16 protein-coding genes and 1 riboswitch are annotated in these 15200 nt (G+C 57.6%); of the genes, 11 read left to right on the forward strand and 5 right to left on the reverse strand.

Features of this window, described 5'->3' with window-relative positions; all coding sequences use genetic code 11:
• Nucleotides 1-44 precede the first annotated feature (44 nt).
• Nucleotides 45-473, forward strand: coding sequence for a peptidylprolyl isomerase (locus FIU92_RS03060; protein WP_152457154.1), 429 nt, complete (start codon nt 45-47; stop codon nt 471-473).
• 271 nt (nt 474-744) lie between these two features.
• On the opposite strand, the gene FIU92_RS03070 is transcribed toward FIU92_RS03060, so the two are convergent.
• Genes FIU92_RS03070 through fabA form a run of 3 tightly spaced genes read right to left on the reverse strand, consistent with a single transcriptional unit; the run spans nt 745 to nt 3312 of the window.
• Complete coding sequence (locus FIU92_RS03070; RefSeq protein WP_152457156.1) at nt 745-1536, reverse strand: enoyl-ACP reductase; 792 nt, start codon at nt 1534-1536, stop codon at nt 745-747.
• A 5-nt stretch (nt 1537-1541) separates the two neighbouring features.
• Complete coding sequence (gene fabB / locus FIU92_RS03075; RefSeq protein WP_152457157.1) at nt 1542-2771, reverse strand: beta-ketoacyl-ACP synthase I; 1230 nt, start codon at nt 2769-2771, stop codon at nt 1542-1544.
• A gap of 31 nt (nt 2772-2802) precedes the next feature.
• Complete coding sequence (fabA, locus tag FIU92_RS03080) at nt 2803-3312, reverse strand: bifunctional 3-hydroxydecanoyl-ACP dehydratase/trans-2-decenoyl-ACP isomerase (protein ID WP_152457158.1); 510 nt, start codon at nt 3310-3312, stop codon at nt 2803-2805.
• A 186-nt stretch (nt 3313-3498) separates the two neighbouring features.
• Between fabA and irrA the strand changes: the two genes are divergently transcribed.
• Nucleotides 3499-3915, forward strand: a complete 417-nt coding sequence (gene irrA, locus FIU92_RS03085) for an iron response transcriptional regulator IrrA (protein ID WP_152457159.1) — start codon at nt 3499-3501, stop codon at nt 3913-3915.
• Between the two features lie 6 nt (nt 3916-3921).
• Here the strand turns inward: irrA and FIU92_RS03090 are convergent, their stop codons facing one another.
• The gene (locus tag FIU92_RS03090; RefSeq protein WP_152457160.1) at nt 3922-4818 is read right to left on the reverse strand and encodes a LysR family transcriptional regulator; all 897 of its coding nucleotides are present in this window, start codon (nt 4816-4818) and stop codon (nt 3922-3924) included.
• Between the two features lie 83 nt (nt 4819-4901).
• Here FIU92_RS03090 and FIU92_RS03095 point away from each other — a divergent pair, with 83 nt between their 5' ends.
• A complete protein-coding gene (locus FIU92_RS03095) occupies nt 4902-5723 on the forward strand; it encodes a phytanoyl-CoA dioxygenase family protein (protein ID WP_152457161.1) in 822 nt (273 codons plus the stop codon).
• Here FIU92_RS03095 and FIU92_RS03100 read toward each other — a convergent pair.
• Nucleotides 5706-6569, reverse strand: coding sequence for a hypothetical protein (locus FIU92_RS03100; protein WP_152457162.1), 864 nt, complete (start codon nt 6567-6569; stop codon nt 5706-5708). The two genes, FIU92_RS03095 and FIU92_RS03100, sit on opposite strands and share 18 nt — an antisense overlap.
• A 123-nt stretch (nt 6570-6692) precedes the next feature.
• Here FIU92_RS03100 and miaB point away from each other — a divergent pair, with 123 nt between their 5' ends.
• From miaB to trmB, 8 genes are all read left to right on the forward strand, one after another.
• Nucleotides 6693-8012, forward strand: a complete 1320-nt coding sequence (gene miaB / locus FIU92_RS03105) for a tRNA (N6-isopentenyl adenosine(37)-C2)-methylthiotransferase MiaB (protein ID WP_152457163.1) — start codon at nt 6693-6695, stop codon at nt 8010-8012.
• A 172-nt stretch (nt 8013-8184) separates the two neighbouring features.
• The gene (locus FIU92_RS03110) at nt 8185-8949 is read left to right on the forward strand and encodes an outer membrane protein (RefSeq protein ID WP_254705349.1); all 765 of its coding nucleotides are present in this window, start codon (nt 8185-8187) and stop codon (nt 8947-8949) included.
• A 135-nt stretch (nt 8950-9084) separates the two neighbouring features.
• A complete protein-coding gene (locus FIU92_RS03115) occupies nt 9085-10107 on the forward strand; it encodes a PhoH family protein (protein WP_152457164.1) in 1023 nt (340 codons plus the stop codon).
• A gap of 36 nt (nt 10108-10143) precedes the next feature.
• On the forward strand, nt 10144-10638 hold the full coding sequence (gene ybeY / locus FIU92_RS03120; protein WP_152457165.1) for an rRNA maturation RNase YbeY: 495 nt from the start codon (nt 10144-10146) through the stop codon (nt 10636-10638).
• Between the two features lie 36 nt (nt 10639-10674).
• Nucleotides 10675-11562, forward strand: coding sequence for a hemolysin family protein (locus FIU92_RS03125; RefSeq protein WP_152457166.1), 888 nt, complete (start codon nt 10675-10677; stop codon nt 11560-11562).
• Complete coding sequence (gene lnt / locus FIU92_RS03130; RefSeq protein ID WP_152457167.1) at nt 11559-13064, forward strand: apolipoprotein N-acyltransferase; 1506 nt, start codon at nt 11559-11561, stop codon at nt 13062-13064. Before FIU92_RS03125 ends, lnt begins: the two co-directional genes overlap by 4 nt.
• 41 nt (nt 13065-13105) lie before the next feature.
• A riboswitch (SAM-SAH riboswitch) is annotated at nt 13106-13155 on the forward strand.
• A 5-nt stretch (nt 13156-13160) separates the two neighbouring features.
• On the forward strand, nt 13161-14342 hold the full coding sequence (gene metK, locus FIU92_RS03135; RefSeq protein WP_152457168.1) for a methionine adenosyltransferase: 1182 nt from the start codon (nt 13161-13163) through the stop codon (nt 14340-14342).
• A gap of 97 nt (nt 14343-14439) precedes the next feature.
• Nucleotides 14440-15150 carry a tRNA (guanosine(46)-N7)-methyltransferase TrmB gene (trmB, locus tag FIU92_RS03140; RefSeq protein ID WP_172978458.1) on the forward strand — a complete coding sequence of 237 codons (711 nt, stop codon included), beginning with the start codon at nt 14440-14442 and terminating at the stop codon, nt 15148-15150.
• Nucleotides 15151-15200 lie beyond the last annotated feature (50 nt).

Genomic DNA, 15200 nt, shown 5'->3' on the forward strand with positions numbered 1-15200 from the left:
TATAGGGTTGGCCGCTTAACCCCTTGGAACGGCCGGAGGCCACGATGACCGAAATCAAACAAGGCGACACGGTTCGCATCCGCTACACCGGGACGTTGCTGGACGGCAAAGTCTTTGACAGCTCGGACGGGCGTGATCCGCTGGAATTCGTGGTCGGGTCGGGCCAGATCATCCCGGGTCTGGACCGTGCCATGCCGGGCCTGTCCACCGGGGACAAGACGCGGGTCGAGATTGCCTGCACCGACGCCTACGGCCCGATCAACCCGGCGATGCGTCAGGAAATTCCCCGTGAAGGCATTCCAGACGACATCCCCCTGGATCCAGGGACACAGTTGCAGATGCAAACGCCAGAAGGTCAGGCCGTGCCTGTAACGGTTGTGGATTCAAACGAAGCCACTGTTACCCTGGATGCAAATCATCCGCTGGCAGGGCAGGATCTGGTTTTCGAGATCGAAGTCGTTTCAGTCAACTGAGACATGGTTCGGGCCGGGTGTCCGGCCCGGATCTCACCCTATCAGAGCGTGAATCGCAGCCCGCACCTGTGGCTGCGTAAAGAAGACAAATACCAGCAACAGCGAAGTCAACGTAAGCAATAGCACCCTGGCCCGTTGGCTGAGAAAGCCGGGCTTTCGCCTGCTTTGCGTCACGCGTGCATTATTTGCAATGATTTGGTCAAGTTTGCTCATATCGATTACCTGCCGCTTAATGATGGTAAAATCTGGGCAGCGGCAGGGAAAGATATGGTCACATGGATTCGGGTTGAGGCATGCCCAGAACGTGGAAACCACCGTCAACGCGGATGATCTCACCCGTCGTGCAGGCGCCGGCATCTGACGTCAGGTACACTGCCGTTCCGCCGACAGCTTCAAGTGTGGCGTTAGAGCGCATCGGTGCATTCTGATCGCAGAATTTGTAGGTCTTGCGTGCACCGCCGATGGCTGCACCGGCAAGGGTTCTCATCGGCCCCGGGGAAATCGCATTCACGCGGATGCCATCGGGGCCAAGATCGTTGGCCAGATAGCGCGTTGCTGATTCCAGCGCAGCCTTTGCGACACCCATCACGTTGTAGTTGGGCACAACCCGGTTGGAGCCCTGATACGTCAGGGTCAGCAGGGAACCGCCATTGTCTTTCATCAACGGATAGGCGCGGCGCGCGACCTCGATGAAGGAATAGGCCGAAACATCCATCGAATGCTTGAAATTGGCCCGTGTGGTATTCAGGAACCGACCTGTCAGCTCGGACTTATCCGAATAGGCGATAGCATGGACCACGAAATCTATGGTGGGCCAACGTTCGGCCAACTCGCCAAAAGCGCGATCCAGAGACTCGTCGTCGGTGACATCCGCATCGACCATGAAATCGCTGCCCAGGCTCTGAGCCAGCGGCTCCAGCCGCTTTCCGAATGCCTCGCCCTGATAGGTGAATGCCAGTTCGGCGCCGGCCTCGTGCATGGCCTTGGCAATGCCCCACGCAATCGAGCGGTCATTGGCCACGCCCATGATCAGGCCGCGTTTACCTTTGAGAAGATCCGACATTACTTTCACCCGTTATACTTTGAAAGAACCATGGACCCGTTTGTGCCGCCAAAGCCGAAGCTGTTGGTCATGACACTGTCCAGTCCTGCGTTTTCAACCACTTGAGTTGCAATTTCACCGGGCTGAATGCCTTCGGCAAGCGTGTCGACATTGATCGATGGTGTAATGAAATCATTTTCCAGCATCAGCAGGCAGAAAATCGTCTCAAGCGCGCCCGCCGCACCCTGAGCGTGGCCTGTCATCGACTTGGTCGAGGAGATGGGGGGTACATTGCCTTCGCCAAAGATGCGGCGCACCGCCTCTACCTCACCCACATCGCCGACGGGGGTCGAGGTGCCGTGGGCATTGATATAGCCGACCTTGCGCCCCTCGGGCAGGGTACCCAGAGCAAGTCGCATCGCGCGCTCGCCGCCCTCACCTGAAGGAGCAACCATGTCGTGGCCGTCTGAAGTTGCGGCATAACCCGTAACTTCAGCATAAATCTTGGCGCCGCGGGCCAGGGCGTGGTCCAGCTCTTCCAGAACAACGATTCCACCGCCGCCCGAAATCACGAAACCATCGCGGTTTTCGTCGAACGCGCGCGAGGCTTTATCGGGTGTGTCATTATATTTCGACGACATCGCGCCCATTGCATCGAACAGGCAGGAAAGCGTCCAGTCCAGTTCTTCACCGCCGCCGGCGAACATCACGTCCTGTTTGCCAAGCATGATCTGTTCGGCCGCGTTGCCGATGCAATGCAGCGAGGTCGAGCAGGCCGACGTGATCGAATAGTTGATGCCCTTAATCTTGAACGCGGTCGCCAGATTGGCCGAGATCGTCGAGCACATGCATTTCGGCACGGCAAACGGCCCGATGCGCTTGGTCGCGCCCGTCTTCAGAACAGTCTGATGCGCCGTCAGCATCGCGCTGGTCGATGGTCCGCCAGAGCCCGCAACCAGCCCAGTGCGCGGATTGATGATCTGGTCTTCGGTCAGACCAGAATCGGCAATCGCCTGGCTCATGGCGATATGTGCATAGGCCGCCCCTGGACCCATGAAGCGCAATGTGCGCTTGTCCACATGCTGGGCCACGTCGATCTTGAGCGTTCCCGCGATCTGGCTGCGAAAACCATGTTCCGCCATCTGTTCGCTGGCCACTATCCCGGATTTACCTGCTTTGAGCGAGGTCAGAACCTCTTCGGCATTGTTCCCGATCGAGGACACAACCCCCAGACCGGTGACGACTACTCGACGCATGTGCGCACTCCTTGTTTCAGACCGTTCAGGCTCAGGCCTCGGACAGAACGACCTTCATGTCCTTGACATCATAAATCATCTCGCCATCGGCTTCGACAATGCCATCCGCCACACCCATTGTCAGGCGGCGCGTTTGAATCGCTTTTTTGAAATCGATTTTATACGTCAGCATCTTACGGTCCGGGCGCACCATGCCGGTCAGCTTTACTTCGCCGACGCCAACGGCCATGCCGCGCCCTTGCCATCCACGCCAGCCAAGGTTGAAACCGGTCAGTTGCCAAAGCCCGTCCAGCCCCAGACAGCCCGGCATGATCGGATTGCCCGGAAAGTGGCACTCAAAAAACCAAAGGTCGGGTGTGATGTCGAATTCGGCCAGCACATGGCCTTTGCCGTGCAGGCCGCCATCGGCAGAGATGTCGGTGATCCGGTCCATCATCAGCATCGGCGGGGCGGGCAATTGTGCGTTGCCGGGGCCAAATAACTCACCGCGAGCGCATTTCAGCAGATCATCTTTGTCAAAACTGCTAGGGAACTGGGCCATTCTGCCACCTTTCCTGCCGGGGGTCTGTCTTTACATCTGGCTTCGTCTAACACCCGTTTGCAAGGTCCTGCAAGAGCGGCGCGCCACATCATGTTGTGTTGGTTCTTATCTTGCGAATGAATTTCATTTGTAATTGCCGGTGATGCGCCCCTATATATAAAGGCAGCAATAATGGGTATCGGATTGATGACACCTCAGAGCCGCGAAATCGCAACAGGTTGGCTGGTGAATGCCGGCTTGCGACCGACGCGTCAGCGCGTGGCGCTGGCCGAGCTTCTGGTGGGCGACGGCCGCCATCGCCATGTCACCGCAGAAAGCCTTTTTGAATCGGCAAAGGCGAACGGGGATGCGGTGTCTCTGGCAACGGTCTACAACACTCTGCGCGCTTTTTGCGATGCGGGTGTGCTGCAAGAAATCACAGTGGACGGATCGAAAAGCTATTTCGACACGAACACGCATGATCATCCCCACTTTTTTTGGGAAGACGACGCAAGGCTAAGCGATGCGCCGTCGGATCAGCTGGTCATTCAGCGTCTACCCGAGGCGCCGGAAGGTGTCGAAATCGCGTCTGTCGATGTCGTCATTCGCTTGCGCAAGAAGTAACAGACCTTAAACGCCTGTCAGCCCGGCCACCAAAACACGTTCGGCCTTTTCTATGACCGTGTCAGGGGGCCCTGTGCCGTGCCGTGCCAGAACGACGGATTCTGCTGTGTCCGGATTGGCAATCGGTACGCTGACCAGATGCTTGTTGTCATAACTGAAGCTGCTGGGTGGGCTGGCATAGCTGATCCCGATTCCCTCACCATGAGCCGCAAGGCTGCGTTGAATCTCAAGGGATGCGGCCCGGTGCGCGACGGTAGGGCGCAGCCCGTGTTGGCGGAACAGGCCGAGAATGTGTTGAGCGGACAATCCTTCCGAAGACAGAATCAGCGGATAACCTTCCAGCGCTGCAAGGGTGACTTCTGTGGTTGCCGCCAACGGATGATCCGGGGACATCAAGGCCTTTGGTCTGCTGTCGAACAGCTTTGTACGGGCGAACCCCGCATCCATGGTCAGGTCGTATGTGATTGCGATGTCAATCTGGCCATCCATCAATCCATTCAGCAGCCCTTCGAAGGACCCGGCCACATACGTAAGGTTGATATCGGCGAATGTGTCGCGAAGAAGTTGCAGGGCCGGAGCCAACAGGAAGGGCGCCAGGTCCGTAAAGCAGCCCAATCTCAGTTTGGTTGTTTCCGGTACGGAGGTATCGGACGCCTCGATTCGGGCGGCATTTTTCAGCAGGACCTCGGCCTGGTCTATGAACATACGTCCCTGAGGTGTCAGTGCCATGGCCGCACCTCGGCGGCGAACGAACAGCGGATACCCCAAATGGGCTTCAACACGCGTCAGCGCAGTGGACAAGGCCGGTTGCGAAACATTGAGATGCTGGGCTGCCGCCGACAAACTGCCGTGACGCCCGACTGCACAGATATATTCATATTGGCGCAGCGAAATATATAACATGAGCTTAATAATAACTTCGAAAGATATGATTTGAACAGAATACATTGTTCCGGGCAAAAACAAAAAAACTTCAGGAGCTTCCGATGCCACACCCTCTTGTTTCTCAGCAGATGATCGACACTTATCAGGCCGACGGTGTCGTACTGGTCAAGGGGCTGTTTGCGGATCACGTGGATCAACTGCGCGATGGTGTGGCCGTGAATATGGCCGATCCCGGTCCCTATGCCTCGGAAAACAAGAAGGCGGGTGAAACAGGTCGTTTCTTTGATGATTACTGCAATTGGACTCGGATTCCGCAGTTCCGCGACGTGATCGAGACGTCTCCCGCAGCTGAGGTTGCCGCGGATCTGATGCAATCGAGACGCGTTCAGATGTTTCACGATCACGTGCTGGTCAAGGAACCCGGTACGTCGATGGCGACACCGTGGCATCAGGACGGCCCATATTATTTCGTCGAGGGTCAGCAGACGATCAGCTTCTGGTCTCCGCTTGATCCGGTCAGGCAGGCGACGCTGCGGTGTGTCGCCGGGTCGCACCGATGGGAGAAAGAAGTTCTGCCGACCCGATGGGTTTCCGAGGACGGCTTTTTCCCGGATGAAGGTCAGTACATCCCTGTGCCGGATCCGGATGCCGAAGGTATGAAGATCGTCGAATTCGAGATGGAGCCCGGCGATGCCGTCGCTTTCAACTATCGCACGCTGCACGGTGCGCGCGGAAACCAGTCGGACAGCCGTCGCCGCGCCTTTTCACTGCGGCTGGTGGGCGACGATGCCCGGTATGTAGAGCGCCCCGGCCGAACCTCGCCCCCGTTTCCCGGTCATGACATGACGCCGGGACAGCGCCTGCGCGAGGATTGGTTTCCGATTTTGTTGCAGCGCCAGGCCGGCTCAGAACCACTGACCTGATTCGATCAGCCCGAGATCCAGCAGCTGGCGGGACTGCCATTCAAACGGCACCGAGTTGCGCCAGCGAAAGCTTCGGATGTCAAAGGTTGACCCCGCATTGGATTTCAGAGCCTTCGCGGCACGGAAGGAACAAATGGCTGCCGTCAGGTTGTGATGCCAGGGGCAGGAATAGGTATTGTATTCCGGTTCGTTGAAGGTGTGATCGGGTTTCAGCACCAGGTTTTTTTGCGCTTTGAACAATGCGATGCGGTCGATCCTGCGACGTTCGTAGGGAACGTGGTCCTCGAACCGCCATCGCAACCCACCGGAAAGATCCACCTGACGGTCCAGCGGTTGGCCGCTTGGGTCGTGGCGGGTATGGGCATAATAGCCAACGCTGTCGAACATGGCCTGATCGGGGGCCACGCCATTGGGATGTGCGGTCAGATCCTCGGCGTATAGGTCAACGACATAGCTGAGCATCGCATTGCGACGCTCTTCACCATGAAAGACAAGCATCTCGCCCACGCTGCGCGTTTCGCAGTAGGGAAAGAACAGGTATTCGGCGTTGTAACAATAATACATCCAGATGCCGGGTGCGGCCTGAATGATCCTGTTTATGGTTTCGAACACAACCAGCCGGGGAACACATTTCAAATTGACCCGATGCACCTTGGCGGACAGGTCCTCTGTCAGGTGAAACTCGTCCGGGGCAAAGACGATCACGGATTTGAAGTCGAGCCTTAGATGATGGTGCAGCGTGCTGGCCAGCTCTACGTCGTCCTCGGCAAAAATCAATGCTACGGGGCCTTTGGACAGTGCGGCCTGTCCCGATTTCAGGAAATGGTCGAGGGAATCGTACGTCATCGGGTGCTTTTTGGTCCGGTCTTGCTGGAAAGTCCTGCCAAATTCGGGTAATTGCGCCCGCATTGCAAGCGGCGTTCGAAGCGTATAGATGACGCCGATCCAGCGAATGCAAAGGCCCGTCCCATGTCCGAACCGAAGAAGCTGTTTATCAAGACTTATGGCTGTCAGATGAACGTCTATGACAGTGAACGCATGTCCGAGGCGCTGGGCGGGCAGGGCTATGTCGAAACCAAAACGCCTGACGATGCCGACATGATTCTGCTGAACACTTGTCACATCCGCGAAAAAGCGGCTGAGAAAGTGTATTCAGAACTCGGTCGCTTCAAGGGTCTGAAGGCCGAAAAGCCTGACCTGAAAATCGGTGTGGCAGGCTGTGTTGCGCAGGCCGAAGGTGAAGAAATCATGCGCCGCCAGCCGCTGGTCGATCTGGTCGTCGGTCCGCAAAGCTATCACCGTTTGCCCGAGATGGAGGCCAAGACCCGTGCGGGCGAAAAGGCGTTGGACACCGATTTCCCCGAGGAAGACAAGTTCGAAAAACTGAAAAACCGTCCCAAGGCCAAACGCGGCCCGACGGCGTTTCTGACCGTTCAGGAAGGGTGCGACAAGTTCTGCGCCTTCTGCGTGGTGCCTTATACGCGTGGGGCCGAAGTCAGCCGCCCCGCGGATCGCATCATCCGCGAAGCCCATGATCTAGTTGAACGCGGCGTGCGCGAGATCACGCTGTTGGGCCAGAACGTGAACGCCTATCACGGGGCCGGCCCCGACGGAGACATGACCCTGGCAGGGCTGATCTGGGAACTGAACAAGGTTGACGGGCTGGAACGTATTCGTTTCACCACGTCGCACCCCAATGACATGGCCGACGACCTGATCGAGGCGCATGGCAGCTGTGAGAAATTGATGCCATATCTGCACCTGCCGGTTCAGTCGGGCTCGGACCGTATCCTCAAGCGAATGAATCGCAGCCACACGGCAGAAAGCTATCTGCGCCTAATCGAACGCATTCGTGCGGCGCGCCCGGATATCGTGATGTCAGGGGATTTCATCGTCGGCTTCCCCGAAGAAACCGAAGAGGATTTTCAGGCAACGATGGATTTGGTTGAAGAGGTCAAATACGGCTACGCCTATTCCTTCAAGTATTCCACACGCCCGGGAACACCGGCGGCCGAGCGGGCTCAGGTTGATCCGGCTGCGGCGGATGATCGATTGCAGCGCCTTCAGGCCCTTATCACAAGACACCAAAGGGAAATTCAGGACGGTATGGTCGGTCTTACAGTCCGCGTTTTGTTTGAAAAACCGGGCCGCCTGCCGGGCCAGATGGTCGGAAAATCCGAGTATCTGCATTCGGTGCACGTGAAGGGCACCGGGATTGCCGTTGGTGATCTGAAAGAGGTCCGGATCACCGACTCGGGCGCCAATTCTTTGGCGGGTGAGCTGCTCTGAGTCGGTAAGATTCCGCCGTTCAGACACCATAGTTGGTGTTTGTTTCGAAAATTTACCCTTGATTTATTGCTTGGAACTATGCTCGGAGAGGAGCCATGTTTTTTCAGGCGCCGTTTTTGCGTCAAAAAAACGATTATTCGCCGATCCCGAGATCGGAGTGATGGAGGTACGAGTGCCAATCTTGAACAGCTTCAGGACCCTGAGCCTAGTGAAAACCTTGCCTTTGGCCTCGGTTGTCACTTTTTTTGCCAGCGCGACGATTGCCGGAGACCTGAAGGGCACGACAACCGATCCTGTCGTTATCAGCCCCAAAAAGTTCAGCAGTGACGTCAGTGCATTTTACCTGGGGATTGCTGGCGGCTACGCCTCTGGCTGGGACGATCGATTTGGTCTGAGAACGCCCGCCGGACTGTTTGATATTGGCGACCTGAACGTATCCGGCGCATACGGTGGCTTTCGTGGTGGTTGGCGTGGTGTTCTGCCTTCAAGGTGGGGGCGTGATTTCGTCTATGGTTTTGAAGTGGGATATGATTTTGGATCCTTGGACGACAGCGTCAGGACCCAGATCGGCGGTTCGAACGTTGAGGGTGGGGCAGAGATATCTGACGTTTTGTCCCTCAAATATCGGAGCGGCCTGACAAGCCGAAACGGTCGAGTTCTGTACTTTTTCAGCGTCGGTTACCTGTGGGGCGATGTTGAAACAACCAACAGCATCACATCCGGAACTACAGTACAGAGCTTTTCGGCATCGGATCGGCGGGGCGGATATACCGCAAGCATCGGTGCCGAACACAAGCTGACAGACAATTGGTCGGTCACCGGCGAATACGAATACGTCCAGTTCAAATCCGAAGACGTTCAATTCGGTTCGGGCTTTTCCACGAAGTCCACACCGAAATACGGCGGCTTGAGATTCGGGCTGAACTATACGTTCTGATGCGCGTCTGACAGGCTTTTTCTTTTGTATGATCGGCGCTTTTGTCATCTGTGGGCTTATTTTTGAAACTGTGGCTTGCGCCCACCGAGATTTGTTGTCTACGCTCAGGGTGAACCGCCAAGACAGGAGAACGGATTGGCCATCGGTGCCCTGACCCCACCGCAAGACGAAATGCCCCAACGCGAGGCGTTTTTAGAGTTTCCCGACAACCGATTGTTGATTGACCTGTGCGGCGAATACGACCGCAATCTGACCGACATCGAAAGCAAGCTTTCCGTCCAGATCGTACGCCGCGGCAACCAGCTTGTCGTGATGGGCGATGAAGACGCCCAGAAGCAGGCTATTGAGGTGCTTCAATCGCTTTACACGCGATTGGAAGGCGGGCGCGAGGTCGAGGCCGCGGACGTGGACCGAGAGCTGCGGATGGGTGGTTCGGAACAGGGGACCGGCAGCCGCGACGGCGATCAGTTGGAAATGTTCAAGGGCGGTTCAGTCGAGATCAAAACCCGCAAGAAACTGGTGGAACCGCGCACGGACGCCCAGAAGGCTTATGTGCAGTCACTGTTTCAAAATGAGCTTGCATTTGGCATCGGGCCTGCTGGCACGGGGAAAACCTATCTGGCTGTCGCCGTGGGCGTGTCGATGTTCATTGGCGGGCACGTGGATCGAATCATCCTCAGCCGCCCGGCGGTCGAGGCGGGTGAAAAACTGGGCTATCTGCCTGGTGACATGAAGGACAAGGTCGACCCCTACATGCAGCCGCTGTACGACGCGCTGAATGATTTTCTGCCCGGCAAGCAGCTGGCCAAGCTGATCGAGGAAAAGCGAATCGAAATAGCGCCGCTGGCGTTCATGCGTGGACGCACGTTGGCCAATGCTTTTGTGGTGCTGGACGAGGCACAGAATGCCACGACCATGCAGATGAAGATGTTCCTGACTCGTCTGGGCGAAGGCAGCCGCATGGTAATCACCGGCGACAGGTCTCAGGTGGATTTGCCACGCGGCGTTCAGTCGGGTTTGCAGGATGCGGAAAGACTGTTGAAAACGATCCCCAACATCAGTTTCAACTATTTCACGTCCAAGGACGTGGTTCGCCACCCGCTTGTGGCCGCGATCATCGAGGCGTATGAGGCGGATGCGGGCCGCGAAACCAGTTGATTGCAAGGCTCATTCACAGGGCTGTTGTGCGATAAGATGAATCTGGAACTCACTGTCGAAGACGACCGGTGGCAAGGGCTTGAAGCTTTGTCGCGGCAAGCGATATCCGCCGTCCTGTCCCATGCGGAACTGGACCCTGAGCTTTGCGAGATCAGCGTTCTGGGATGCGATGATGCGCGCATTTCGGAGCTGAACGCCGAGTTTCGCGGCAAACCAGCCGCCACCAATGTTCTGAGCTGGCCGGTAGAAGATTTGGCCCCGGACGAAGCCGGGCAAGCGCCCCATCCGCCACAGCCGGATTTCACCGGTGAAATTCCTTTGGGCGATATTGCGATTTCCTTCGACACCTGCGCGCGTGAGGCGGATGAGGCGGGCAAGGACATCGATGATCACGTCATCCATTTGCTTGTTCACGGAACGTTGCATTTGCTGGGATATGATCACATTCGTGACCCCGATGCCGCTTTGATGGAAGGGATTGAGGTCGAGATACTTGGCAAATTGGGTATCGATGACCCATATAAGGTATAAGGTGGGTCATGTGACCCGATCAGTTGGAACAAGGTAATGGGCGAAACAGACGGCAGTTCTAGGGCGGCGCAAAGCGCGCAACCTCAGGACAGCGGCAATGATACAGAAGAGAAAAGCGGGTTTATTTCCCGCATTTTCGACGCGTTTTCGGGTCATGAGACTCAGCAAAACCCGGGGATGAATGGGCAGAGCGCAGCGGCCGCTCGGCCTCACGGGATGATGAACCTGCGCCGGATGCGCGTCGAAGACGTGGCCATTCCCACGGCCGAGATCATCGCGGTTCCTTCCACCATCACCAAGGATGAACTGGCCGACGTGTTCCGGGACAGTGGGTTGTCCAGAATCCCGGTTTATGAAGGAACGCTGGATACGCCGTTGGGCTTTGTTCACCTCAAGGATTTCGCACTGACCCATGGTTTCAACGGCGGTGCAGACAAGTTTGACCTGAAATCCATGTTGCGCACGCTTTTGTTCGTGCCGCCTTCAATGCCGATCGGTGTCCTGCTGACCAAGATGCAGACCGAACGTCGCCATATGGCGTTGGTGATTGATGAATATGGCGGCGTCGACGGGCTGCTGACGATCGAAGACTTGATCGAGCAGGTCGTGGGTGAGATCGCGGACGAACACGATGCAGACGAAGATCAGCTTTGGGTGCAGGAAAAGCCGGGTTGTTACGTTGTGCAGGCACGTGTGCCGCTTGAGGATTTCGAGGCCGAGATCGGCAGATCCCTGACCAGCCACGAGGATGTGGATGAAGAAGACATCGACACGCTGGGGGGGCTGGTGTTCATGCTGTCCGGGCGTGTTCCGGCACGGGGTGAGGTCGTGATTCATCCGGAAGGGCCGGAATTCGAAGTGATCGAAGCCGACCCGCGACGCATCAAACGGTTGCGCGTCATGCTGCCGGACGTCGCTGCATGACGCCTGTCCGGGGCTGGCCGTTATCGTTGAGATTGTTTGCCGCCGCCGCACTGGGCGCCTTCGGCGCTTTTGGTCAGGCACCGCATGGGTATTGGGGCGCTACGGTTGTTGCACTGGTTTTGATCGTTCCGGTGTTCCTCGCCAGTGAAACTCGTGCTCGCGCGGGGTGGATCGGCTGGTTCTTCGCCACCGGCTATTTTGCCCATGCGCTCAGCTGGATCATCGAGCCCTTCCAGGTGGATGCAGAGCGCCACGCCTGGATGGCACCGTTTGCGCTGGTGTTTATGGCCGGCGGGCTCGCCCTGTTCTGGGCGGTTGCGTTTCGACTGGCGCGGCATGTTGGCGCGACCGCCATGCAGCAAAGCGTTTTGCTGATCGCAACGCTGTCGCTGGCTGAACTGGCACGGGGATACGTGCTGACCGGGTTCCCCTGGGGCGGAGTGGCGCAAATCTGGGTGAATACGCCCGTGGCGCAAGTGCTGTCTCTGGTAGGGCCGTATGGCCTGAATGCGCTGACATTTGCCGTGGCGTTTCCGATAGGGGCGGCACTGATTCAGGAAAGACGCTTGCGGGCACTGCTCCGTCCACTGGGATTTACATCTGCGGCGGCGGCGCTGGCAGCTGGCTATGCGTCGATGCGGCCAATAGTGCAGGAAGGCCCGCACACAGTTCGTGTTGTTCAGCCCAACGCGCCGCAGCACCAAAAGTGGGACCCGGCATATGCGCCCTTGTTCTTTGCCCGTCAGATTGAATATTCCGCCGCTTTGCCCAGACCGGACCTGATCGTCTGGCCCGAGACCGCAGTTCCAGCCTGGCTGGGCAGCGCGCAACCGTATTTGACGGCCATTGCGGATGCCGCTCAGGGGACGCCCGTGGTTTTGGGGATCCAGCGCGGAGACGGCCCGAGGATTTTCAACTCGATGGTCTATCTGGATGAAGCCGGGCAGCAGGGCGGTCTGTATGACAAACACCATCTGGCCCCGTTTGGAGAATATTTGCCTTTTGGCGAGTTGATGGGCCGTTTTGGGATTTATGGGATGGCGGCCACAACGGGGCATGGATTCAGCGCAGGGCCGGGGCCCGAGCTCTTGGGCCTTGGCAAATTGGGAAAGGCGCTGCCTCTGATCTGTTACGAAGCCGTGTTCCCGCAGGATGTGAACGGGGCGGCGGGTCGGGCGGACTTTCTGTTGCAGATCACCAATGACGCGTGGTTCGGAACGCGTTCGGGACCGTTTCAGCATCTGGCACAGGCCCGGATGAGGGCAATTGAACAGGGTCTGCCGATGATCCGTTCGGCCAATACCGGCATATCGGCCATGATTGACCCATTGGGTCAGGTCACGGCCTCATTGGCGCTGGGCAAGGCGGGATATGTGGATGCGATCCTGCCGCAGCCACATCAGCCAACAGTTTATTCCCGCATCGGGGACAGCCCTGTTCTTGGACTGCTATTGTTTCTTACTGCATTGGCGTGGTTCAACATCCGTCGCCTGACCAAATAATTTAAGATTGACCCCATCTTTAAGCGAGCGTATGCGTCTGTGACCTGTCACAACGGCTTCCTGGCGTGGCGGAGAAACCCCTAATGGAGCGCATTTATGTCCCGACAGAACTATACATTTACTTCGGAATCCGTTTCCGAAGGGCATCCCGACAAGGTCTGTGACCGCATCTCGGATGCTGTCCTTGATGCATTTCTCAATGAAGAACCAGAAGCCCGTGTGGCCTGCGAAACTTTCGCCACGACCAACCGGGTTGTGATCGGTGGCGAAGTAGGTCTGTCTGATCAAGACAAGCTGCACGATTACATGGGTCGCATCGAACAGATCGCCCGCGACTGTGTCAAAGACATCGGTTACGAGCAGGACAAGTTTCACCACGAAACCGTCGAAGTAACCAACCTGCTGCACGAACAATCCGCCCATATCGCTCAGGGCGTTGACGCTGCGGACGACAAGGACGAGGGTGCCGGCGACCAGGGCATCATGTTCGGTTATGCCACGACTGAAACTCCGGCGCTGATGCCCGCACCGATCCAGTATTCGCACGCTATCCTGCGGCGACTGGCGGAAGTACGTAAGAATGGTACCGAACCTGCTTTGGGCCCTGATGCAAAGTCGCAGCTTTCAGTCGTTTATCGCGACGGCAAGCCGGTCGGCGTCAGCTCGATCGTTCTGTCTACGCAGCACCTGGATGAAGCGTTGTCTTCGGATGATATCCGCGCCATCGTCGAGCCTTATATCCGCGAAACCCTGCCTGACGGCTGGCTGTCGGCCGAAACCGAATGGCACGTCAACCCGACCGGCAAATTCGTTATCGGCGGACCGGATGGTGACGCGGGCCTGACCGGGCGCAAGATCATCGTGGATACCTATGGCGGAGCGGCCCCTCATGGCGGCGGCGCGTTCTCGGGCAAAGACCCGACCAAGGTTGACCGCTCGGCAGCATACGCAGCACGCTATCTGGCCAAAAACGTCGTGGCGGCGGGCATGGCCGAACGCTGCACGATTCAGCTGAGCTATGCGATTGGCGTGTCCAAGCCGCTGTCGATCTATGCCGACACGCACGGAACCGGCCAATTGGCGGATGCGGTTATCGAAAAAGCTGTGGGTGAGGTCATGGATCTGACACCGCGCGGCATTCGCCAGCATCTGCAACTGAACAAACCGATCTATCAGCGCACAGCTGCTTACGGCCACTTTGGTCGCCAGCCGAGCGATGATGGGGGTTTCAGCTGGGAGCGCACCGATCTGGTCGATGCGTTGAAAGCCGCAGTCTGATCTGAACAACACAAAGCGCGCCTTGGAGGGCGCGCTTTTTCCTTGTGCGTACCGCGCGCCCTTGCAACGTTCTCTGGCGCGCAGTATGGCGACCGCCATGAGCACCGAGACCCCACAACGCCCGCGCAGAAACTTCTATGGCCGCTTCAAGGGCAAGACCCTGAAGCCCAGCCAAAAGACCTATCTGAACGAAGATCTGGCGGCTTTGTCGCCCGGTGCGGTGGATTGGGATACAAACCCCGAACGCAGGCCGTTGGACCTGAACGCGTTGTTCGGCGGCAAGCCGGTCTGGCTGGAAGTCGGCTTTGGCGGCGGCGAACACCTGGTTCATCAGGCGCAAAGCAACCCCGACATCGGCATCATCGGGGCCGAGCCCTATATCAACGGTGTTGCCATGCTGCTGGGCAAAATTCGGCAGGCGGGGGTTGATAACCTTGCTGTGCATCCCGGCGATGCCCGAGACCTGTTCGACGTGCTGCCAGAGGCCAGCATATCGCGCGCCTTCCTTCTGTATCCTGACCCGTGGCCCAAAACCCGGCATCATCGTCGCCGTTTCGTGACGCCGGAACATCTTGAACCCTTGGCAAAGGTCTTGAAGCCTGGATCGATCTTCCGAGTCGCCACGGACATCCCCGACTATGTGCGGCAGACTCTCGAGGAAGTTCCCCGCGCCGGGTTCGAGTGGCTGGCCGAACGCCCCGCAGATTGGCGCGAGCCGTGGGACGACTGGATTTCCACACGCTACGAGCAGAAAGCCTTGCGTGAAGGTCGCACGCCCCATTACCTGACCTTCCGCCGCAAAGACTGATTGCCGCTGGACCAACCGGTGCCAATTCGCTAATCGGCTTGAGCACTGAT

The organism is Ruegeria sp. THAF33, assembly GCF_009363615.1.
In the GTDB taxonomy this organism is placed as follows: Bacteria; Pseudomonadota; Alphaproteobacteria; order Rhodobacterales; family Rhodobacteraceae; genus Ruegeria.

Coding starts and splice junctions, on each gene's coding strand:
- FIU92_RS03060 (WP_152457154.1), top strand. CDS start 45: ATGACCGAAATCAAACAAGGCGACACGGTTCGCATCCGCTACACCGGG.
- FIU92_RS03070 (WP_152457156.1), bottom strand. CDS start 1,536: ATGTCGGATCTTCTCAAAGGTAAACGCGGCCTGATCATGGGCGTGGCC.
- fabB (WP_152457157.1), bottom strand. CDS start 2,771: ATGCGTCGAGTAGTCGTCACCGGTCTGGGGGTTGTGTCCTCGATCGGG.
- fabA (WP_152457158.1), bottom strand. CDS start 3,312: ATGGCCCAGTTCCCTAGCAGTTTTGACAAAGATGATCTGCTGAAATGC.
- irrA (WP_152457159.1), top strand. CDS start 3,499: ATGACACCTCAGAGCCGCGAAATCGCAACAGGTTGGCTGGTGAATGCC.
- FIU92_RS03090 (WP_152457160.1), bottom strand. CDS start 4,818: ATGTTATATATTTCGCTGCGCCAATATGAATATATCTGTGCAGTCGGG.
- FIU92_RS03095 (WP_152457161.1), top strand. CDS start 4,902: ATGCCACACCCTCTTGTTTCTCAGCAGATGATCGACACTTATCAGGCC.
- FIU92_RS03100 (WP_152457162.1), bottom strand. CDS start 6,569: ATGACGTACGATTCCCTCGACCATTTCCTGAAATCGGGACAGGCCGCA.
- miaB (WP_152457163.1), top strand. CDS start 6,693: ATGTCCGAACCGAAGAAGCTGTTTATCAAGACTTATGGCTGTCAGATG.
- ybeY (WP_152457165.1), top strand. CDS start 10,144: ATGAATCTGGAACTCACTGTCGAAGACGACCGGTGGCAAGGGCTTGAA.
- FIU92_RS03125 (WP_152457166.1), top strand. CDS start 10,675: ATGGGCGAAACAGACGGCAGTTCTAGGGCGGCGCAAAGCGCGCAACCT.
- lnt (WP_152457167.1), top strand. CDS start 11,559: ATGACGCCTGTCCGGGGCTGGCCGTTATCGTTGAGATTGTTTGCCGCC.
- metK (WP_152457168.1), top strand. CDS start 13,161: ATGTCCCGACAGAACTATACATTTACTTCGGAATCCGTTTCCGAAGGG.
- trmB (WP_172978458.1), top strand. CDS start 14,440: ATGAGCACCGAGACCCCACAACGCCCGCGCAGAAACTTCTATGGCCGC.